Origin of the sequence: Helicobacter monodelphidis (assembly GCF_003288845.1) — a bacterium.
Taxonomy (GTDB): Bacteria; Campylobacterota; Campylobacteria; order Campylobacterales; family Helicobacteraceae; genus NHYN01.
In genome coordinates this window covers 44,180-60,863 of sequence record NZ_NHYN01000003.1, presented here as the reverse complement: position 1 = coordinate 60,863, position 16,684 = coordinate 44,180, and the positions used below count along the sequence as shown (strand labels likewise).

The window sequence follows — 16,684 nt, the reverse complement described above, 5'->3', positions numbered from 1 at the left end:
ATCGATATTTTGCAAAAATAGCGGAATATTTTACAAAAATTCCTTCAGTTTTTTTAGGGGAGGACGATATAGAGAATGTAACACGGGTAAGGATACCCAATCTGCTTCATTACATTGAATGCTCACACAATGGTAAGGATACCCCCCAAATCTTATAAAAGGGGTCGAAAATGGCTTTTAACATCAACACAAACATTCATGCATTGAATTCGCATGCACAAGGGACTTTTACACAGCATGCGTTAATTGGAACACTAGAAAGACTTAGTTCTGGTCTTAGAATTAATAAGGCAGCAGATGATGCTTCAGGTATGGCGATTGCCGATTCATTGCGTTCTCAAGCAAATTCTTTGGGACAAGCAATGAGAAATGCGAACGATAGTATCGGTATTATCCAAATTGCTGATAAAGCAATGGATGAGCAAGTAAAGGTTCTTGACACAATCAAGACTAAGTCTATTCAAGCTGCACAAGATGGACAAACTACTAAGACAAGAGTTGCAATTCAAGCAGACATTAACCGCTTGATTGATTCTTTGGATAATATTGCGAATACAACAAGCTATAACGGCTTGACTTTATTAGCAGGTTCTTATACAAACAAGAAATTCCAAGTTGGTGCTTATTCTAACCAAACTGTTAATATCTCTATTGGTGCAACAAGCTCTGATAAGATTGGACACGCAAGGTTTGAAACAGGTTCAATTGTTAAGGGACCTGGTGCAGCTACACTTGGAACTGTTGCATTGGAATTTCAAGGACTTTCAGGGAATAAATCTCAACCTCTTGAATCTGTTGTTATTTCTACTTCAGCAGGAACAGGACTTGGAGCTTTAGCAGAAGTGATTAACAAAAACTCTGATTCACTCGGTGGAACAAAAGCAACATTTAATGTTCAAGCTACAGGTTCTTCAACTGTTACAGCAGGTGATATTTCTAACCTCACAATCAATGGTGTATGGATTGGTGATGTAACAGGTATTCAAGATAATGACAGAGATAATAAGCTTGTTCAAGCAATTAACTCTAAGAAAGAAGAAACAGGTGTTCAAGCTTCTATTGATGTGAATGGTCGTTTGAATTTAACTTCTACTGATGGTCGTGCGATTATGGTTACAGGAAGTATAGCTGGTGCTGGTGGTACTGATGAAGCATTTATGGGTATCTTTGGTATCTCTAATGGTGGTGTGCATGTTGGTCGCTTAAGCTTGAATCGAACAGATGCAACAGATATTAAAGTAAGTGGTCTTGGTTTGAGTTTGATTGGCTTTGATGTTGCGACTGCAGTTGCACAAACAACACAAAACTTAAGAGGAACTAAGAATGCTTACAGTAACGATGTCGCTTCAGCGATTGGTGCAAATGCAAACGCAGTCATTGGTGCAGACAACGCAAATGGTATCACTGCTGGTGTAACAACACTCTTTGGTGCAATGGCGGTGATGAATATTGCTGAATCTGCGATTAGACAACTTGATGCTGTTCGTGCAGACTTAGGTGCGGCTCAACAACAAATCCAAAGTACGCTCAACAACATTACAATCACTCAAGTGAATGTGAAGTCAGCTGAGTCTAACATTCGTGAAACAGACTTTGCTGAAGAAAGCTCAACTTATAGCAAGTTGAACATTCTTGCTCAAGCAGGTAACTATGCGATGAGTCAAGCGAATGCAACACAACAAAATATCTTAAGATTACTCCAGTAGTCTTTTATTGAATGTGTTGGATTCCTAATATTCCAACACTGGTTTTTGGATTTTTCCAAAAACCACTATTTATTCAATACTTACAATATAACCCACGACATTAGTATCCCTAACCAAACAAAATATCAAAAGAAGCGAAAACTCAATCAAGGAGTTTATAAAGAAACATACTATAGAATATAGAGTGATTTTTGAATAAGGATAGGAGGGGTCAATGAGTCAGTCAGATGCACATTTTTATATTAATCGAGAGCTTTCGTGGTTGCAGTTTAATACGCGCGTTTTGAAGGAAGCAGATAATTCAAAAAGTCCTCTTTTGGAACGATTAAAGTTTATTGCTATTTATGCAACAAACCTTGATGAGTTCTATATGGTTCGTGTAGCGGGGTTAAAGCGGCTTTATAGTGCAAGGATTATTGAAAGTGGTCCAGACCAGCTAACACCCTTGCAACAACTTAAAGAAATACGACGTTATCTTCATCAAGAGAAAGAGGAGTTAGAAAGATTATATTTTAGTGTGGTGGGTGAGTTAGAGAAAGAGGGGTTAAAGGTTTATAATTTCGCTACTTTAGATAAAAAGACAAAAATTAAAGTGAAGGAATATTTTGAAACTCATCTTTATCCGATGGTTACGCCCATTGCAGTTGATGCGACTCATCCTTTTCCACATTTAAATAATTTGAGTTTCGCTATTGCTGTGAAGTTACAAAATGATGAAAATCCAAGCGAAATTAAGTTTGGAATGGTACGTATTCCGCGTATGTTGCCTCGTTTTATAGAACTAGATGATAATGCTTATGTGCCGATTGAAACAATTGTTGGTGAATTTGTTAGTGATTTGTTCTTAGGTTATAGTTTGCTTGAATGTACGCCCTTTAAAGTAACCAGAAATGCGGATATGGAGATTGAGGAAGAAGAGGCTGATGATTTTATGGAGCTTATGCAAGAAGGCTTAAAAATGCGTAAAAAAGGGGAGATTACTCGTCTTGAAGTTGGCAGTAATGCAAGTGAAGAAATGCTTGGATTTTTAAATGCGCATTTAAAAGTTGAGGAGGGCGATACCTATGCTTCGAAAGTGCCGATTAATCTTGGTGCTTTATGGGAGGTGATTGGAAATAAGAATTTCCCACATTTGATTTTTCCACCCTATAATCCGCGTATTCTTGCACCGATGAGTGTTGATGCAAATATTTTTGAGATACTTGATGAAAATGATGTGATGATGTTTCACCCTTATGAGAGCTTTGAACCCGTTGTCCGATTGATTCAAGATGCTTCAAAAGATCCTGATGTCTATTCGATTCGTATGACTCTTTATCGTGTGGGCAAGAATTCACCCATTGTTAAGGCATTGATTGAGGCAGCTGAAAATGGAAAGCAGGTTAGTGTACTTGTTGAATTAAAAGCGAGATTTGATGAGGAAAATAATCTCCATTGGGCAAAGGCTTTAGAATCTGCTGGAGCACATGTCATTTACGGAGTACCCGGCTTGAAAGTCCATGCAAAAATTGCTTTGATTGTTAAAAAAGTGGGCAAAGATATTCGTGAGTATATTCATCTTAGTACCGGAAATTACAACCCTGCAACAGCAAAGATCTATACAGATATTAGCTTTATGAGTTCTAATTATCTTATTACAAAAGATGCAACTAAGTTCTTCCATAATTTGTCTGGTTTTACGCATCGTTCGCGACTAGAAACATTGCTTGTTGCACCTTTACAAATTAAACAAAAGATTCTTGCTTTAATTGAGTCTGAAACAAAGGCGGGAATTAATGGGAGGATTATTCTTAAGGCAAATTCTGTCGTTGATGTTGATATCATCAAAGCACTTTACAAAGCGTCAAATGCGGGCGTGAAAATTGATTTAATTGTGCGTGGGATTTGTTGTTTGCGTCCTAAAGTTCCACAAGTGAGTGAGAATATTCGTGTCATTTCTATTATTGGTAAATACCTAGAACATGCAAGAATTTATTATTTCAAGAATGCAAGTCCCCAAATTTATTTTGCAAGTGCAGATTTGATGCCACGAAATTTGGAACGTCGTATTGAGATTATGACTCCTGCTTTTAATCAAGATGTGGCTAACAAGCTATTTGGTATTCTTAAGATGCAGTTGGAAGACGATATGCAAGCGTATGAGCTTCAAAGCGATGGAAATTATGTGCATGTTGAGCAGACAAAAAATATTAATTCCCAAAAAGTCTTTGAAGATTATGCAAACACGCTTTATTCTGAATCCAAATGCACAGAGAAAACAAAAACAAAGCGACTAGTGCAAAGAATGTTGAAAGAAAGCTAGAATCTGTAGTAACTTTTGTTGGTGGGGGGCTAAGCCTCCTACCCTTTGTTTTTACAAGGATTCACATTTTAGTTTCTTATCCTCGATTTGCCAAATTGCATTGCCCCAAAACTGCAAGGGAGTAGAGGATAGAGATGTGTGGGTTTTATGACATAAAAACATAAAGAATCTAGCTTCATTACAACAAAGTAGATTAAAGCATTTTTGGTTTTTGCAGATAAGCTAGACCAATTTCTCTTTCTTGTGTGTAGAGGATCTTTCCTTTTTTAGCAAGATGGTTCACATAGTCTTGAATTAATGCGTTATCAGGGCATTGATTATGAATCTGAATGTGCCATTGAATATCTTTGATAGCTTGGGTTGGTTCTAATTCGCGTTCTAAAACTTGTTGTTTGTAGATGATTGGAGGAGTATTGATGTCTTCTTCTTGTAACCATTGTAGAACTTGCGGAAGTCCAGTGGGTAACTCAAAATCAATTTTATGTAGGGCAAAAATTTTTTCTAAGAGTGGATTTTTTCTGAATCGTCCAAAACCCACATAACACATACATTCTGTGCAGAGGTGATAAGCTTTTAAGAATGCCTCTTTAGTGTTCATGGCTGGAGTCATACAGGCAAAAGAGATTTGAATGGGTGCTAAATCTGTAGTTTTAATCTGTTGCCACGCATTTGCAAGAATTGTAATGTTGTTTAAGCCTAACTCTTTAGCGTCTGCAAGGAGATGATTAAGCATCATTTGTGATAAATCTGTTGCGTAAATATGTTTCGCCTTCTCTGCGAAATGGAGTGCGAATCGCCCATTACCGCAACCGATGTCTATTAAAGTCTTATGAAAAAAATCCATACCATTTTTCTGAAAAAAATGAAGAATCTCTAAAACCTCCTCGTTATTTTTCGTAAAACGCGGAAAAGATTGTGCTTTTTTATCCCATATTTGTGTTTGCATTATTGTCCTTTCAAGTAATATAAAAATTTCCAAAAAAAATGATTAATATAATGAGAGGAATGATGTATTTTACATAATAAAACCAAAAAGTAACAAATTTCTTTGCATTCAGGCTTAATCCGTTAGATACTTCTTCTTTTGCCTCTTTATCCAAAACCCAACCTACAAAAATTGCAGAACCTAAGGCGGTGAGTACAAAAAAGATATTACTGCTAATATAGTCAAAGGCACCAAAAATATTTTTGCCGATAATTGTTACATCTCTCCACTCTCCATAAGCCATAATGCAGGGGATATTAGCTGTTAAAAACAATACACCCAATACAAGAGTAACGGAAATTTTACGTCCAATTTTTAATTTTTCTTGCACAACAGTAATAATAACTTCATAAAGTGTGATAGATGTGGTGAATGCAGCAATAATTAACAAACAGAAGAATCCTATGGCAAGAATATTTCCAAAGTGCATATTTGAAAATACAATAGGTAAAACTTCAAAAACAAGTCTAGGTCCTTCGTCAGGCTGTAGTTGAAAACTAAATAGTGAGGGAAAAATCATAAAACCTGCTAAAATAGCAATAATGGTATTGATGATACCCGTGCTTATAGCTGCTTTGAATAAATCTTCATTTTTATCCAAATATGATGAAAGTGTAATCATTACCCCAAAGCCAAGAGAGAGTGCGAAAAAGACTTGCCCTAAAACAAGCACAAATAAAGAGGGGGTAATTTTACTAAAATTAGGTGTTAAGTAGAATGCAATACCTTCAGCCGCACCCGGTAAAGTTAGATTGCGTATCACAATGGCGATGAGGCAGAGAATTAGCAAGGGCATAAGATACTTCATTGCCTTTTCAATACCATTTGAAATACCTTTAACAAGCACAAACCAATTTAGAAAAACAAATATTAAAGTATAGAGTGTAATCATTAATGGATTGTTTTCGATCTGCGTATTATAAAATTCTCGAGTCATTGTTTTGCTAATTGAGCTTGAAAGATTCAAGTCACCTGTGAGAATATTGATAATATAAGTAAAAACCCAGCCACCTAAAACCATATAATAGCCAATAATGCCAAAGCAACCAATTAGCCCCATATAGCCTAGAATTGTCCATGCTTTCGAAAAAGATTTTTGTTGTGCTTTGGGACTAAAGGCGTCAATAGAATTTCTGTGTGCTCTCCTGCCAATCACATTTTCAACAAGTAGCATAGGGATTCCAATGAGTATCATAGCGATAATGAATATAAGGACATATGCACCACCACCATTCTGCCCAACTAGATAAGGAAAACGCCAAGTCGCGCCAAATCCAATTGTTGCACCTGCAACAGTTAAAATATAAGCAATACTACTAGACCATGTGTGCCTCTTTTGCATTTTAATTCCTTGAATGCTTATCTATTATATTTAAGATTGTAATTATAGCCACAATAAATGAAATTTAAAAAGTATTGATGTTGCCCCCTAAAAATTCATCTTAGTGATAGGAAATTTTTGATTCTTGAATATAAAATGCCTTTTCTTAAGAGATTTTTGTGTAGAATGTCGGGAAGTAAAGAAATATAGAGATATAAAGAATCTAAAAGGGTTAAGGTGATGGATAAAAATTCAAATGAGCCATATAAGCGCGTTCTTGTTAAGTTTTCTGGTGAGGCTTTGGCAGGTAAAGATGGTTTCGGGATTGATCTTGAGGTTTTGGAGTATGTTGCAAGAGAGATTCAGAGTGTTCATAGCACGGGAGTGGAAGTTGGCATCGTGATTGGTGGCGGAAATATTGTTCGTGGTGTGAGTGCTTCAAAGGGTGGTATTATTGGCAGGACAAGTGGCGATTATATGGGAATGTTAGCAACTGTGATTAATGCAGTGGCGACACAGGAAGCTTTGGAGCGGTTAGGCTTATTTGTACGTGTGCAAAGTGCGATTGAGATTCAAGAAATTTGTGAAACTTATATCTATCGTCGTGCAGTACGTCACCTTGAAAAAGGAAGAATTGTGATTTTTGCAGCTGGAACGGGTAATCCATTTTTTACGACAGATACAGCAGCAACACTGAGAGCGATTGAGATTGGTGCTGATGTCATTATTAAGGCGACAAAAGTAGACGGGATTTACGACAAAGATCCTAATTGTTTTCAAGATGCACAAAAGCTTTCAACCTTAACTTATGACAGGGCGTTGCATGATAATATTAAAGTAATGGACGATACGGCAATTGCCCTTGCAAAGGATAATGCGTTACCGATTATTGTTTGCAATATGTTTAAAACAGGAAACCTAAAGAGTATTATTTTAGGTAATCGTTCGCTATGTTCTATTGTTAAAAACTAAGGAGTAAAAAATGGCTAGAGGAATGAGAATGTTGAGAATGGAGGAGATTGCTTCAAAAGCTTTGGAGCGTGTCAATAACGATCGCTATATGCTTTCTAATATTATCTTTGCACGTGTTGAAGAATTAAGTAAGGGAGTGAAGCCTCTTGTGGATATGAATGTGAAAATCCATAAGCTTCCCGATATTGCTTTGATTGAAATTGCTGAAGGAAAAATAGGAGTGAAAGAGAGCGATGGCAGAGATTTTAAGCAGTCTCGAGTTCTTTAATGAAATTAGTGCTATCAATGATCCAGAACGAGCACATGAGCTTTTAAGGCAGACTGCAGGCATTCAACAAAAGATTGAAGATGCACTTGCGTATGCGACAAAAGCACATGAGGGGCAGTTTAGAAAAGGTGGTGGTCCCTATGTAACACACCCAATCCTTGTTGCTTGTATTGTTGCACATTATGGTGGTGATGAGGCGATGATTTGTGCGGCATTACTTCATGATGTTGTGGAGGATACTGTTGCGACAAGAGAAGATGTTGCTTCTTTGTTTGGGGAAGATGTTGCTTCTTTGGTGGATTCATTGACAAAAATTGTGGAGATTCGTGAGGAAGAATTGCCTCCTGCATCGTCAAATCGTAAAATGATTACAGCAGCCTTGACTTTTCGTAAAATGCTTATTGCCTCTGTGAGGGATATTCGTGCATTAGTCATTAAGCTTTGCGATCGTTTTCACAACATGTTAACACTTCAAGCGTTAGCTCCTAATAAACGAGTGCGTATTTCTGAGGAAACACTTGTAGTGTATGCCCCCATTGCACATCGGTTGGGTATATCATCAATCAAAAATGAATTAGAGGATTTGAGTTTTCGCTATATTTTTCCAGAAGAATATGAAAAAATCGACCTTTATTTTCAAGACAATCATCAAGAACTTCAACTGAAACTGAACACCTTTCTTGGTAAAGTTAAGCGATTATTAATTTCTAATGGAATTCCAGAGGGGCATTTTCAGCTAATGGGGAGAATCAAAAGACGTTATTCTACCTATTTAAAAATGCAAAGAAAAGGAATTTCAATTGAGGAAGTTTTAGATTTACTTGCTTTACGCATTATTGTTCAAGAACCCCTTGATTGTTATCGTGTTTTGGGGATTGTGCATTTAAAGTTCAAGCCCATTTTGTCGCGTTTTAAGGATTATGTTGCTTTACCTAAGGAGAATGGGTATCAGACGATTCATACAACAATATTTGATGACTCATTGATTTATGAAGTACAAATTCGTACAGAGGATATGCATAAAGGTGCAGAATATGGCGTGGCAGCACATTGGAAATATAAAGCAGGAGGAGCAAAAACACCTTCTTTAGGTTGGTTGAATGATTTGCAGTTTCAAAACAATACTATTGAGGAATTCTATGAGCTTGCAAAAAATGATTTATATCGTGAAGATATTGTTGTTTTTTCCCCTGATGGTGATACTTATACTCTTCCTGTTGGTGCAGTTGTGTTAGACTTTGCATATGCGGTTCATACAGATATAGGGAATCATGCAAAAAAAGCGATGGTTAACAATCAGCAAGTTTCTTTATTGACAGTTCTAAAAAGTGGCGATATTGTCAAGATTATTACTGTGGATAAGCCCATTGTTCGCCCGAGTTGGGGTGATGCAGTAAAAACATCTAAAGCAAAACATCAGATAAGAATCACAACAGCGGCGCGCTATAAGGAGGTAGAGAGGTTAAGTGCCTTCAATATTATTGCAACAATTTTTGGGAAAACACCTCAAGAAATTGCTGATTTTGTTAATACTGCAAAGCTAGAAAGTTCCATTCATCGTGCTTGTACAGATCTTATCTATCTAAAAGAGCTTGAAAGTCGTATTGAGAATAGTATAAAAAAGGATGCGAATTTATTTATGCTATTAAAGATCAAGATTCTTAAATTAAAAGAGTATGTTTTTGATAGCTTTTTGATTTGTTCAAATTATAATATTTCTGAGACATTGTTTGATTATTGTTGTCACCCTAAGTTTGGTGATGAGGTAATTGCATTAAAAAGTGGCTCAAAGGCATTTATTCACCATAAATTATGCGAAAGGGCACTAGGTGAGATTGAACGGGGTGCGAAAATGCTTTATGTTTCTTGGATAGAAGATGCAATGCAGAGGTTTGTTGTGATTGTTGCTTTGGAGAATCAAAAAGGCATTTTGGCAAATTTCTTGCAGTTTTTGGCAAAAAATGATATGAATGTTCTAAGTATTGATGTGGGTGGTAGAAAAAATAGTTATTCTGCACATAGCGAAATCCATATTGAATGCCATGATACTGATGTGAAGACGCTTAAGAAACTTTTATCACAAAAATTTCGTATTATTGATGTTTATAGTTTGAAGGATGCGTATAGTAATGGTTAGGAGATGATAATGAGTGATATAGATAATCAGTTACAAGAAGCAATGAAGGAACTTTTGAGAGGGTGTAGTGAGGTTATTGGAGAAGAGTATATCTCTCTGTGTGTCCGTGAATATCTTGTGAATGGGAAGAATTTTATCATTAAAGCAGGTTTTGACCCAACAGCACCCGATTTACATTTGGGACATACAGTATTGATTCAAAAAATGGCAACTTTCCAGAAGTATGGGGCAAAAGTTGTTTTTCTTATCGGTGACTTTACGGCAACAATCGGTGATCCAAGTGGAAAGAGTGAAACAAGAAAACCCTTAACGCGTGAGGAAGTTTTACAGAATGCAAAAACCTATCAAGAGCAGGTTTTTAAAATCCTAGACCCTAATAAAACGGAGGTACGTTTTAATTCAGAATGGCTTGCAGGACTTAAGCTAAGCGATATTTTAGACTTATGTTCCCGATTCTCTGTTGCAAGAATGTTGGAGAGAGATGATTTTGAAAAAAGGCTAAAGAATCAATCGCCCATTAGTATTGTTGAATTTTTATATCCCTTGATGCAGGGCTATGATAGTGTAATGTTAAAATGTGCGGTAGAATTTGGCGGTAATGACCAAAAATTTAATCTTTTAATGGGAAGGCATTTACAGCGAAGTTATGGACAAAAAGAGCAAGCAGCATTGATGATGCCTATTCTTGAGGGGCTTGATGGTGTCAATAAGATGAGCAAGAGTTTAGGGAATTACATTGGTGTTACAGAATCTCCAAAAGATATGTTTGCTAAGATTATGAGTATTTCTGATGACTTGATGTGGCGATACTATGAGCTTTTGAGTGCAAAAACTTTGAGGGAAATTCAGCAATTACAAACTGACATTCAAGATGGGAAAAAGCATCCAAAAACAGCAAAAGAAGAATTAGGTTTGGAGATTACAGCAAGATTTTACTCTTCTCAAGAGGCATTGGAAGCAAAAACGGAATTTGATAAAATATTTTCACTTCATGAAATTCCAGAGGAAATGCCTATTTTGCAAGCAGATTCCCCTCTGTGGATTTGCAAAGCCTTGGTTGATGGTGGCTTAAGTCCATCAACTTCTCAGGCAAGAAGGGATATTCAAGCGGGGGCATTGAGGGTAAATCAGCAAAAGGTGCAGGATATTCAAATGCAGTTAGAAGAGGGTGAGTATATCGTGCAAATTGGCAGAAGAAAATTTTTGCGTATTCAAATAAAATAGAGGAAAACAAGAAATGATAGGGCGGAAAACGACACTACCGGCATTAAAAATCAGAAATCATCTTATTCCTTATCCGATTGTTCAGGGGGGTATGGGGATTGGAATTAGTTGGGATGAATTGGCGGGTAGTGTTTCTAAAGAGGGCGGTTTAGGCGTGATTAGTGCAGTTGGAACAGGATATTACAAACATTTTGCATTTGCAAAAAAACTTGTTTCAGAACGTCCTTTAGAAGTAGAGAATTTTTATTCTAAAGAGGCTTTATTTGAGATTTTTAAGAATGCACGCAAACTTTGTGGTAATGCTCCTTTAGGTGCAAATATTTTATATGCAATTAATAATTATGGACGCGTTGTAAGAGATGCTTGTGAGGCTGGGGCTGATGTGATTATTACGGGGGCGGGACTACCAACTGATATGCCAGAGTTTACAAAGGATTTTCCTGAAGTCGCACTTGTGCCGATTGTATCTTCAGCACGTGCATTAAAAATTATCTGTAAAAGGTGGACTGGGCGGTATAATCGTCTGCCGGATGCAGTTGTGGTAGAAGGTCCATTAAGTGGTGGCCATCAAGGTGTAATGTATGAAGATTGCTTTAAGGAAGAATATCAGCTTGAAACTTTGATTCCAGAAGTTATTAAGGAAGTGAAGAATTGGGGAAACATACCGATTCTTGCGGCAGGAGGAATTTGGGATAGGGCAGATATAGATTCTTTTTTAAAGATGGGAGCAAGCGGTGTGCAGATGGGGACACGCTTTTTGGGTTCTCATGAATGTGATGCAAAATATTATGCAACTCTTATGCCTAGTGTTCAAAAAGAAGATATTAAATTAATTAAATCACCTGTTGGTTACCCTGCAAGAGCGATTGTAACAGGTGTTTTAGATAGATTAAAGGAGGGGAATGCACCTAAAGTTGCTTGTATTAGCAATTGTGTGCAACCGTGTCATCGTGGTGTGGAAGCAAAGGCGGTAGGGTATTGCATTGCCGATAGACTTGGGGATGCGGCATTTGGTGATTCTAAAAATGGATTATATTTTACCGGTGCTAATGGTTATCGTATTGAGAAAATTGTTAGTGTCCGAGAAATTATGGATGAATTAATCTGTGATTAGGTTTCTTTGCTGTAGTTTTTTTATTGTTCTGTTTTCCCTTTCTCTGGAGGCATCCAGTTTATTGCGTATTGTGGAAATCGATATTCAAGAGAACGGAAAGATTTTACTTCAATTTAACAAAGAGGTTAAAAAAAGTCATTATCGTTTTTTTACACTAAAGGACAAAAATTCAACACGTAATATTTATGATTTTGATGCTATTTTAACAGATGGTAATATAACCGACCAATTTGATAATGGTGTTTTAGTGAGGGTGGCACAGAATACACCACAAAAGGTAAGGGTTGTTTTTTCTTCTCAAGATACTTTTCAGAGTGATATTCAAGTTGATGATAAAAGCGTAATCATTAGTAGTCTGAGAGAGGAAAAGCGGGACACAAATCAAATTGTTGCTTTATTTGAACACAAAGAACGAACACAAAAGCCTACAGAGACAAAAAATAAAGCTCCCACCAGAAAAAAAAGTAAGAAAGTTGTTGTGCTTGATGCAGGTCATGGCGGAAAAGATTGTGGTGCTTTAGGTGTTGCGAAAATTTGTGAAAAAGTAATTGTGTTGAATCTTGCAAAGGAATTGCAAAAGGAATTGCAAAAGCGGGGATATAGCGTTTTTATGACGCGTTCAACAGATAAATTTATTTCTTTGCGAGAGAGAACGGAATTTGCTAATGCAAAGAATGCAGATCTTTTCTTGTCTATTCATGCGAATGCAGTGGATAAATCGCGTAGTGCGACACTTAATGGCGTAGAGACATATTTTCTTTCTCCTGCAAGAAGCAAAAGAGCAGAAGATGTTGCTGCCGCAGAAAATAAGAATGACATTGAAGTGATGGGGCATTTTTCGCGTCAGACGGTGATTGGAATTATTAGCTCTCAACGTTTGTATGCCTCTAATCGCCTGGCCATTGATGTACAATTTGGCGTTTTATCTGCTCTAAAAAAACATTATAGTGTCGTTGATGGTGGTGTACGTGAAGGTCCTTTTTGGGTTTTGGCTGGTGCATTGATGCCCTCAATTCTCTTAGAAATTGGGTACATTACTCACCCAAAGGAAGGTAAACTAATTCACCAAAATACTTATCAGAAATATCTTGCTAGAGGTATTGCTGATGGTATTGACGGTTATTTTATGAAGAATTTTTAAAATTAGAGTATAGGAGTTGCAATGAGTGGTCGTATAGGTATAAGTGAGGTTATTCTTTCAGCATTATTTTTTTTGGTTGCGATTTTTACAATATCTGTCGTATTGTTAACCTATACGTTTGATACCTTTTCAGGTTTATTTTATTTGGTGAGTAAGGTTAATGGATTTTATGAATTATTTTATCTTTTAATGGGCGTGATGGGCTGTGGAAGCTTGTTGTTTTTTATGGTAAAGGAACGTTCTATTCAACGAATGGGACGCCTTTTTTATATTTTTTGTGGTGTAATGTTTATTTTTTTTCTTGTCAATGCTAGTCTTGGAGCACGTTCTTATTTTATTAGCGAGGAAGATACAGATGCCTTGAGGTTATTTTTTGCTTTAGGATACAGTGGTCAAATTATTGATTTGCTCTTTTTTTTATGTTTTATTGTTATGCCTTTTGTGTATTATTTTCGCACAGATGAAGTTTCTGTTTTTAAGAGCCTTGATACTTATCCATTTTCTATGATTCCGAGTTTGAATATGATGATTGTTGCTTTATTTGTTTTTGCAATTCAGCCTTTTGACAAGCAATATTGGTGGGAATGGGGAGAAATTATACTTGTTTTTATTGGGCTTTTTATGATTTGTTATTTATATTACATTCGTCCAAATATTTTTGGATCTTATGAGAGATTTAATATTTTACTATTATTTTTGGGAATACTTGTTTTTTTTATTTCGCATTCTGTTTTTGAGGGCTATGCAAGCCAATATGTGGCAAAAAAAGCCTTGTACATTTTGATGATTTGGTGTTGGGTTTTAGGAGCAATAGAACGTTTACGCACTAATAAACTTAAACGAAACTCCTAGTTATTTACCAGTTGACTGCTAAGAAAAAGGCTGAAAGGAGGTAATTTGCACCAAAAATTGTGATAGCACTGAATACGACGGCCTGTGTTGTTGATTTTCCAACCCCCTTTGCACCACCTTTTGTATGGAATCCAATATAACTTCCGATAAGACTAACAAGAATGCCAAAAATAAAACCTTTCAGGATTGATGTAAATAAGTCACCAAAGGAAAGAAATTGTGCAATCATACTTTGATATTGTATGGGGTTAACATCAAGCACAAAAGTGGAAATACAGAATGCAGAAATATTGCCTAAAAAATCGAAAATAATTACTAATAAAGGTAGGGAAATGGAAGTAGCTAGAATGCGCGGTACAATAAGGAATTTTTTTGAATCAATACCCAAGAGATCAATGGCATCGATTTGCTCATTCACACGCATTGTGCCAAGTTCTGCCGCCATTGCCGAAATTGCACGACTAACAAGCATCAGGGATGCAAAAACAGGACCTAATTCCCTTGTGATAGCTAAAAAAATGGGATAACTCATAAATTCTTCTGCACCAAAGCGATGAAAGCCTTGATAGAACTGAATTGCTAAAACCATACCTGTAAAAATTGAACTTAAGGCAATAATAGAAAAAGAACCTAAACCAATTGTTTCAATTTGGATAAGAATTTCTCTGAATCGAAAAGGGCGGCTAAAATATGAGGGAATAAGGTGGACATGAAAAAGCACAAAATTTCCCAGAAATTTAAAAATGCTAAAGAGTGCCACAATGGGGCGTCCAAAAAAGCTAAAAAATGCTTCAATCCATTTCATCGCTTATTCCTAATTATACTGAATGGTGTTGATTTTGTGGGATAAAATAGTTTTCATACAGTCGAACAAGAGCGACAAAAAAAGCGGTAATCGTGGGTCCTAAAATCATACCCCAAAAACCAAAGGTGATAAGCCCAGCAAAGATTGCAAGAAAAATCGTCATCTCGTTGATTTTAATATGACTTTTTAGGATAACACGACTAATAAATCCAATAATAATTGGCTTTATGACATTGTCAGCAATAGTAGCAATGACAATGATAGAATAAAGGGCTAAAAAGATGGATTGAGAAATATTACCAAGATATATTTCGTATAAACAAAGAGGTATCCATACAAGAGTTCCCCCTACAATAGGGACTAACGAGGCAAATCCATACAGCATTCCAAATAAAACAGGATCATAATCAAGAAAGAATACAGCAATAGCAAAAAGCATACCTTGAAAAATCACAGAGACAATCAAGGAGTAAACAACAACGCTAAGAACTCCAGAAACTTCAAAACAAATCCCCTCACTCTCTTTTCTTGAAATGGGTAGCAAATTAAGGGTGTAGTTATAAAGTGTTCGTCCATAATAGTAAAATAGAAATAAAAATATGGTAACAAAAATTGTGTCATTTGCAAAGGAAACGCTCCACTTCCCTATCCGACTCCCAACACCGAGAATGTATTGAATAAACGCAGCAGTGTCAATATTATTTAAACCATTGTTTAAGGAAACAAGTATTTCGCTAAAAAAAGTATTTACAGATGGAATGTAGGGGTGCAAAAAAAGTTCAATGTTAGAGATGACACTATAAAGTTGTTGTTTAAAAAGCGTGAATATCTCTGTAGAGTTGTAGGCGGTAAGTTCTTTAATGAAGTTAGCGGCCAAGTTAGCGACATAAATTAAAGGTAAAACAAAAATTGTCAATAAAACGACAATGCTTAACACAGAACTGATAATATTAAAGCGGACATATTTTTCAATCCATTCTTTTATTCCCATTGTTGCTACACAAATTAATAAGGCAATAACAATGTCCATTAATAAAAAATTAAAAAGATATAAAAGCCAATATAGACTAAAAACAAAGGTAATCCAAAAAAAATGTATAGGTTTCATTCAAGTGTTTCCTTGATGATGTGTAAAAAATTCTGTGGATTTAGTGCACCAGATCCAATTAACATTCCATCAACACCATTAATTTGGCTAATTTCTCTTGCATTGTCAGCCTTCACGCTACCACCATAAAGCAATGGAATATCCCTTGTTGGGTTAATGTTACGAAAAAGGTTTTTAAGGTTAAGATGTGTTGCAGAAATTTCTTCAATACTTGCAGGTTGTGTTGCACCAATTGCCCAAATCGGTTCGTAAGCAATAACTAGAGAAGGGTAATGCAAGTCAATTCCTGAAATTTGTGTTTGGAGAAAATCCATAACAGCACTTAGCCCCTTTTTGCGGATATGGAGAGGCTCTCCAATGCAATAAAAGATGCGAAATCCTAGTTCTTGATAGTAGGTAAACTTTGCAAGACAAAATTCTTGATTATCCCCTAATTCACGTCTTTCACTGTGTCCAATAAGGATTGTTCGAATACCCAATTCTTCTAAAATTTCGCTTCCTATTTCGCCTGTGTATGCTCCATTTTTTGCTGGATAAGCGTTTTGTGCTCCTTGCGTTAAGGGAATATCCTGAAAATAAGAAGAGTCTAGCAAGCAAGCCATATTCGGAAAAATCACTGCGTCAACAGAATTGAGTAAAGATAATTGTGTTTGAAGAGTTTCCTTGTAATGTTGTAAATCTTTACGTTTAAGATTCATTTTTAAATTTGCAGCGATAATCATATAGCCCCTTTTTAAAGAATCTTTCAT

At 36.2% G+C, this 16,684-nt stretch carries 14 protein-coding genes; 9 read left to right on the top strand and 5 right to left on the bottom strand.

Annotated elements, in window-relative coordinates; translation table 11 throughout:
* Positions 1 to 170 precede the first annotated feature (170 nt).
* Positions 171 to 1,706: a flagellin B gene (locus CCZ01_RS02160; protein WP_112051598.1), complete on the top strand. Its 1,536-nt coding sequence runs from the start codon at positions 171 to 173 to the stop codon at positions 1,704 to 1,706.
* A gap of 214 nt (positions 1,707 to 1,920) precedes the next feature.
* On the top strand, positions 1,921 to 4,008 hold the full coding sequence (locus tag CCZ01_RS02155) for an RNA degradosome polyphosphate kinase (RefSeq protein WP_112051597.1): 2,088 nt from the start codon (positions 1,921 to 1,923) through the stop codon (positions 4,006 to 4,008).
* Between the two features lie 193 nt (positions 4,009 to 4,201).
* Here CCZ01_RS02155 and CCZ01_RS02150 read toward each other — a convergent pair whose 3' ends face one another.
* Both CCZ01_RS02150 and CCZ01_RS02145 read right to left on the bottom strand, forming a co-directional pair.
* On the bottom strand, positions 4,202 to 4,954 hold the full coding sequence (locus tag CCZ01_RS02150; protein WP_112051596.1) for a class I SAM-dependent methyltransferase: 753 nt from the start codon (positions 4,952 to 4,954) through the stop codon (positions 4,202 to 4,204).
* A 10-nt stretch (positions 4,955 to 4,964) separates the two neighbouring features.
* Positions 4,965 to 6,335, bottom strand: coding sequence for a sodium-dependent transporter (locus tag CCZ01_RS02145; protein ID WP_112051595.1), 1,371 nt, complete (start codon positions 6,333 to 6,335; stop codon positions 4,965 to 4,967).
* A 219-nt stretch (positions 6,336 to 6,554) separates the two neighbouring features.
* On the opposite strand from CCZ01_RS02145, the gene pyrH reads away from it, so the two are divergent.
* From pyrH to CCZ01_RS02110, 7 genes are all read left to right on the top strand, one after another.
* Entirely contained in the window at positions 6,555 to 7,286 is a 732-nt protein-coding gene (gene pyrH / locus CCZ01_RS02140; RefSeq protein WP_112051594.1) for a UMP kinase, read from the top strand.
* Positions 7,287 to 7,308: 22 nt separating this feature from the next.
* The gene (locus CCZ01_RS02135) at positions 7,309 to 7,554 is read left to right on the top strand and encodes a DNA-directed RNA polymerase subunit omega (RefSeq protein ID WP_181566283.1); all 246 of its coding nucleotides are present in this window, start codon (positions 7,309 to 7,311) and stop codon (positions 7,552 to 7,554) included.
* Positions 7,520 to 9,691: a RelA/SpoT family protein gene (locus CCZ01_RS02130; protein WP_112051593.1), complete on the top strand. Its 2,172-nt coding sequence runs from the start codon at positions 7,520 to 7,522 to the stop codon at positions 9,689 to 9,691. The genes CCZ01_RS02135 and CCZ01_RS02130 overlap by 35 nt, the downstream gene beginning before the upstream one ends.
* A gap of 9 nt (positions 9,692 to 9,700) precedes the next feature.
* Positions 9,701 to 10,915, top strand: a complete 1,215-nt coding sequence (gene tyrS, locus CCZ01_RS02125) for a tyrosine--tRNA ligase (RefSeq protein WP_112051592.1) — start codon at positions 9,701 to 9,703, stop codon at positions 10,913 to 10,915.
* 13 nt (positions 10,916 to 10,928) lie between these two features.
* Positions 10,929 to 12,029 (top strand): nitronate monooxygenase, encoded by a 1,101-nt coding sequence (locus tag CCZ01_RS02120; RefSeq protein WP_112051591.1) that lies wholly within the window; start codon positions 10,929 to 10,931, stop codon positions 12,027 to 12,029.
* A gap of 70 nt (positions 12,030 to 12,099) precedes the next feature.
* The gene (locus tag CCZ01_RS02115) at positions 12,100 to 13,170 is read left to right on the top strand and encodes an N-acetylmuramoyl-L-alanine amidase family protein (protein ID WP_258436447.1); all 1,071 of its coding nucleotides are present in this window, start codon (positions 12,100 to 12,102) and stop codon (positions 13,168 to 13,170) included.
* Positions 13,171 to 13,191: 21 nt separating this feature from the next.
* Positions 13,192 to 14,022, top strand: coding sequence for a hypothetical protein (locus CCZ01_RS02110; RefSeq protein ID WP_112051589.1), 831 nt, complete (start codon positions 13,192 to 13,194; stop codon positions 14,020 to 14,022).
* 4 nt (positions 14,023 to 14,026) lie between these two features.
* Here CCZ01_RS02110 and CCZ01_RS02105 read toward each other — a convergent pair whose 3' ends face one another.
* From CCZ01_RS02105 to CCZ01_RS02095, 3 genes are read right to left on the bottom strand one after another with little or no spacing between them, the layout of a single operon-like run.
* On the bottom strand, positions 14,027 to 14,827 hold the full coding sequence (locus CCZ01_RS02105; protein ID WP_112051588.1) for an MlaE family ABC transporter permease: 801 nt from the start codon (positions 14,825 to 14,827) through the stop codon (positions 14,027 to 14,029).
* Positions 14,828 to 14,840: 13 nt separating this feature from the next.
* Positions 14,841 to 15,935: an AI-2E family transporter gene (locus CCZ01_RS02100; protein WP_112051587.1), complete on the bottom strand. Its 1,095-nt coding sequence runs from the start codon at positions 15,933 to 15,935 to the stop codon at positions 14,841 to 14,843.
* Positions 15,932 to 16,657: a triose-phosphate isomerase gene (locus CCZ01_RS02095; protein ID WP_112051586.1), complete on the bottom strand. Its 726-nt coding sequence runs from the start codon at positions 16,655 to 16,657 to the stop codon at positions 15,932 to 15,934. The genes CCZ01_RS02100 and CCZ01_RS02095 overlap by 4 nt, the downstream gene beginning before the upstream one ends.
* Between the last annotated feature and the right edge of the window lie 27 nt (positions 16,658 to 16,684).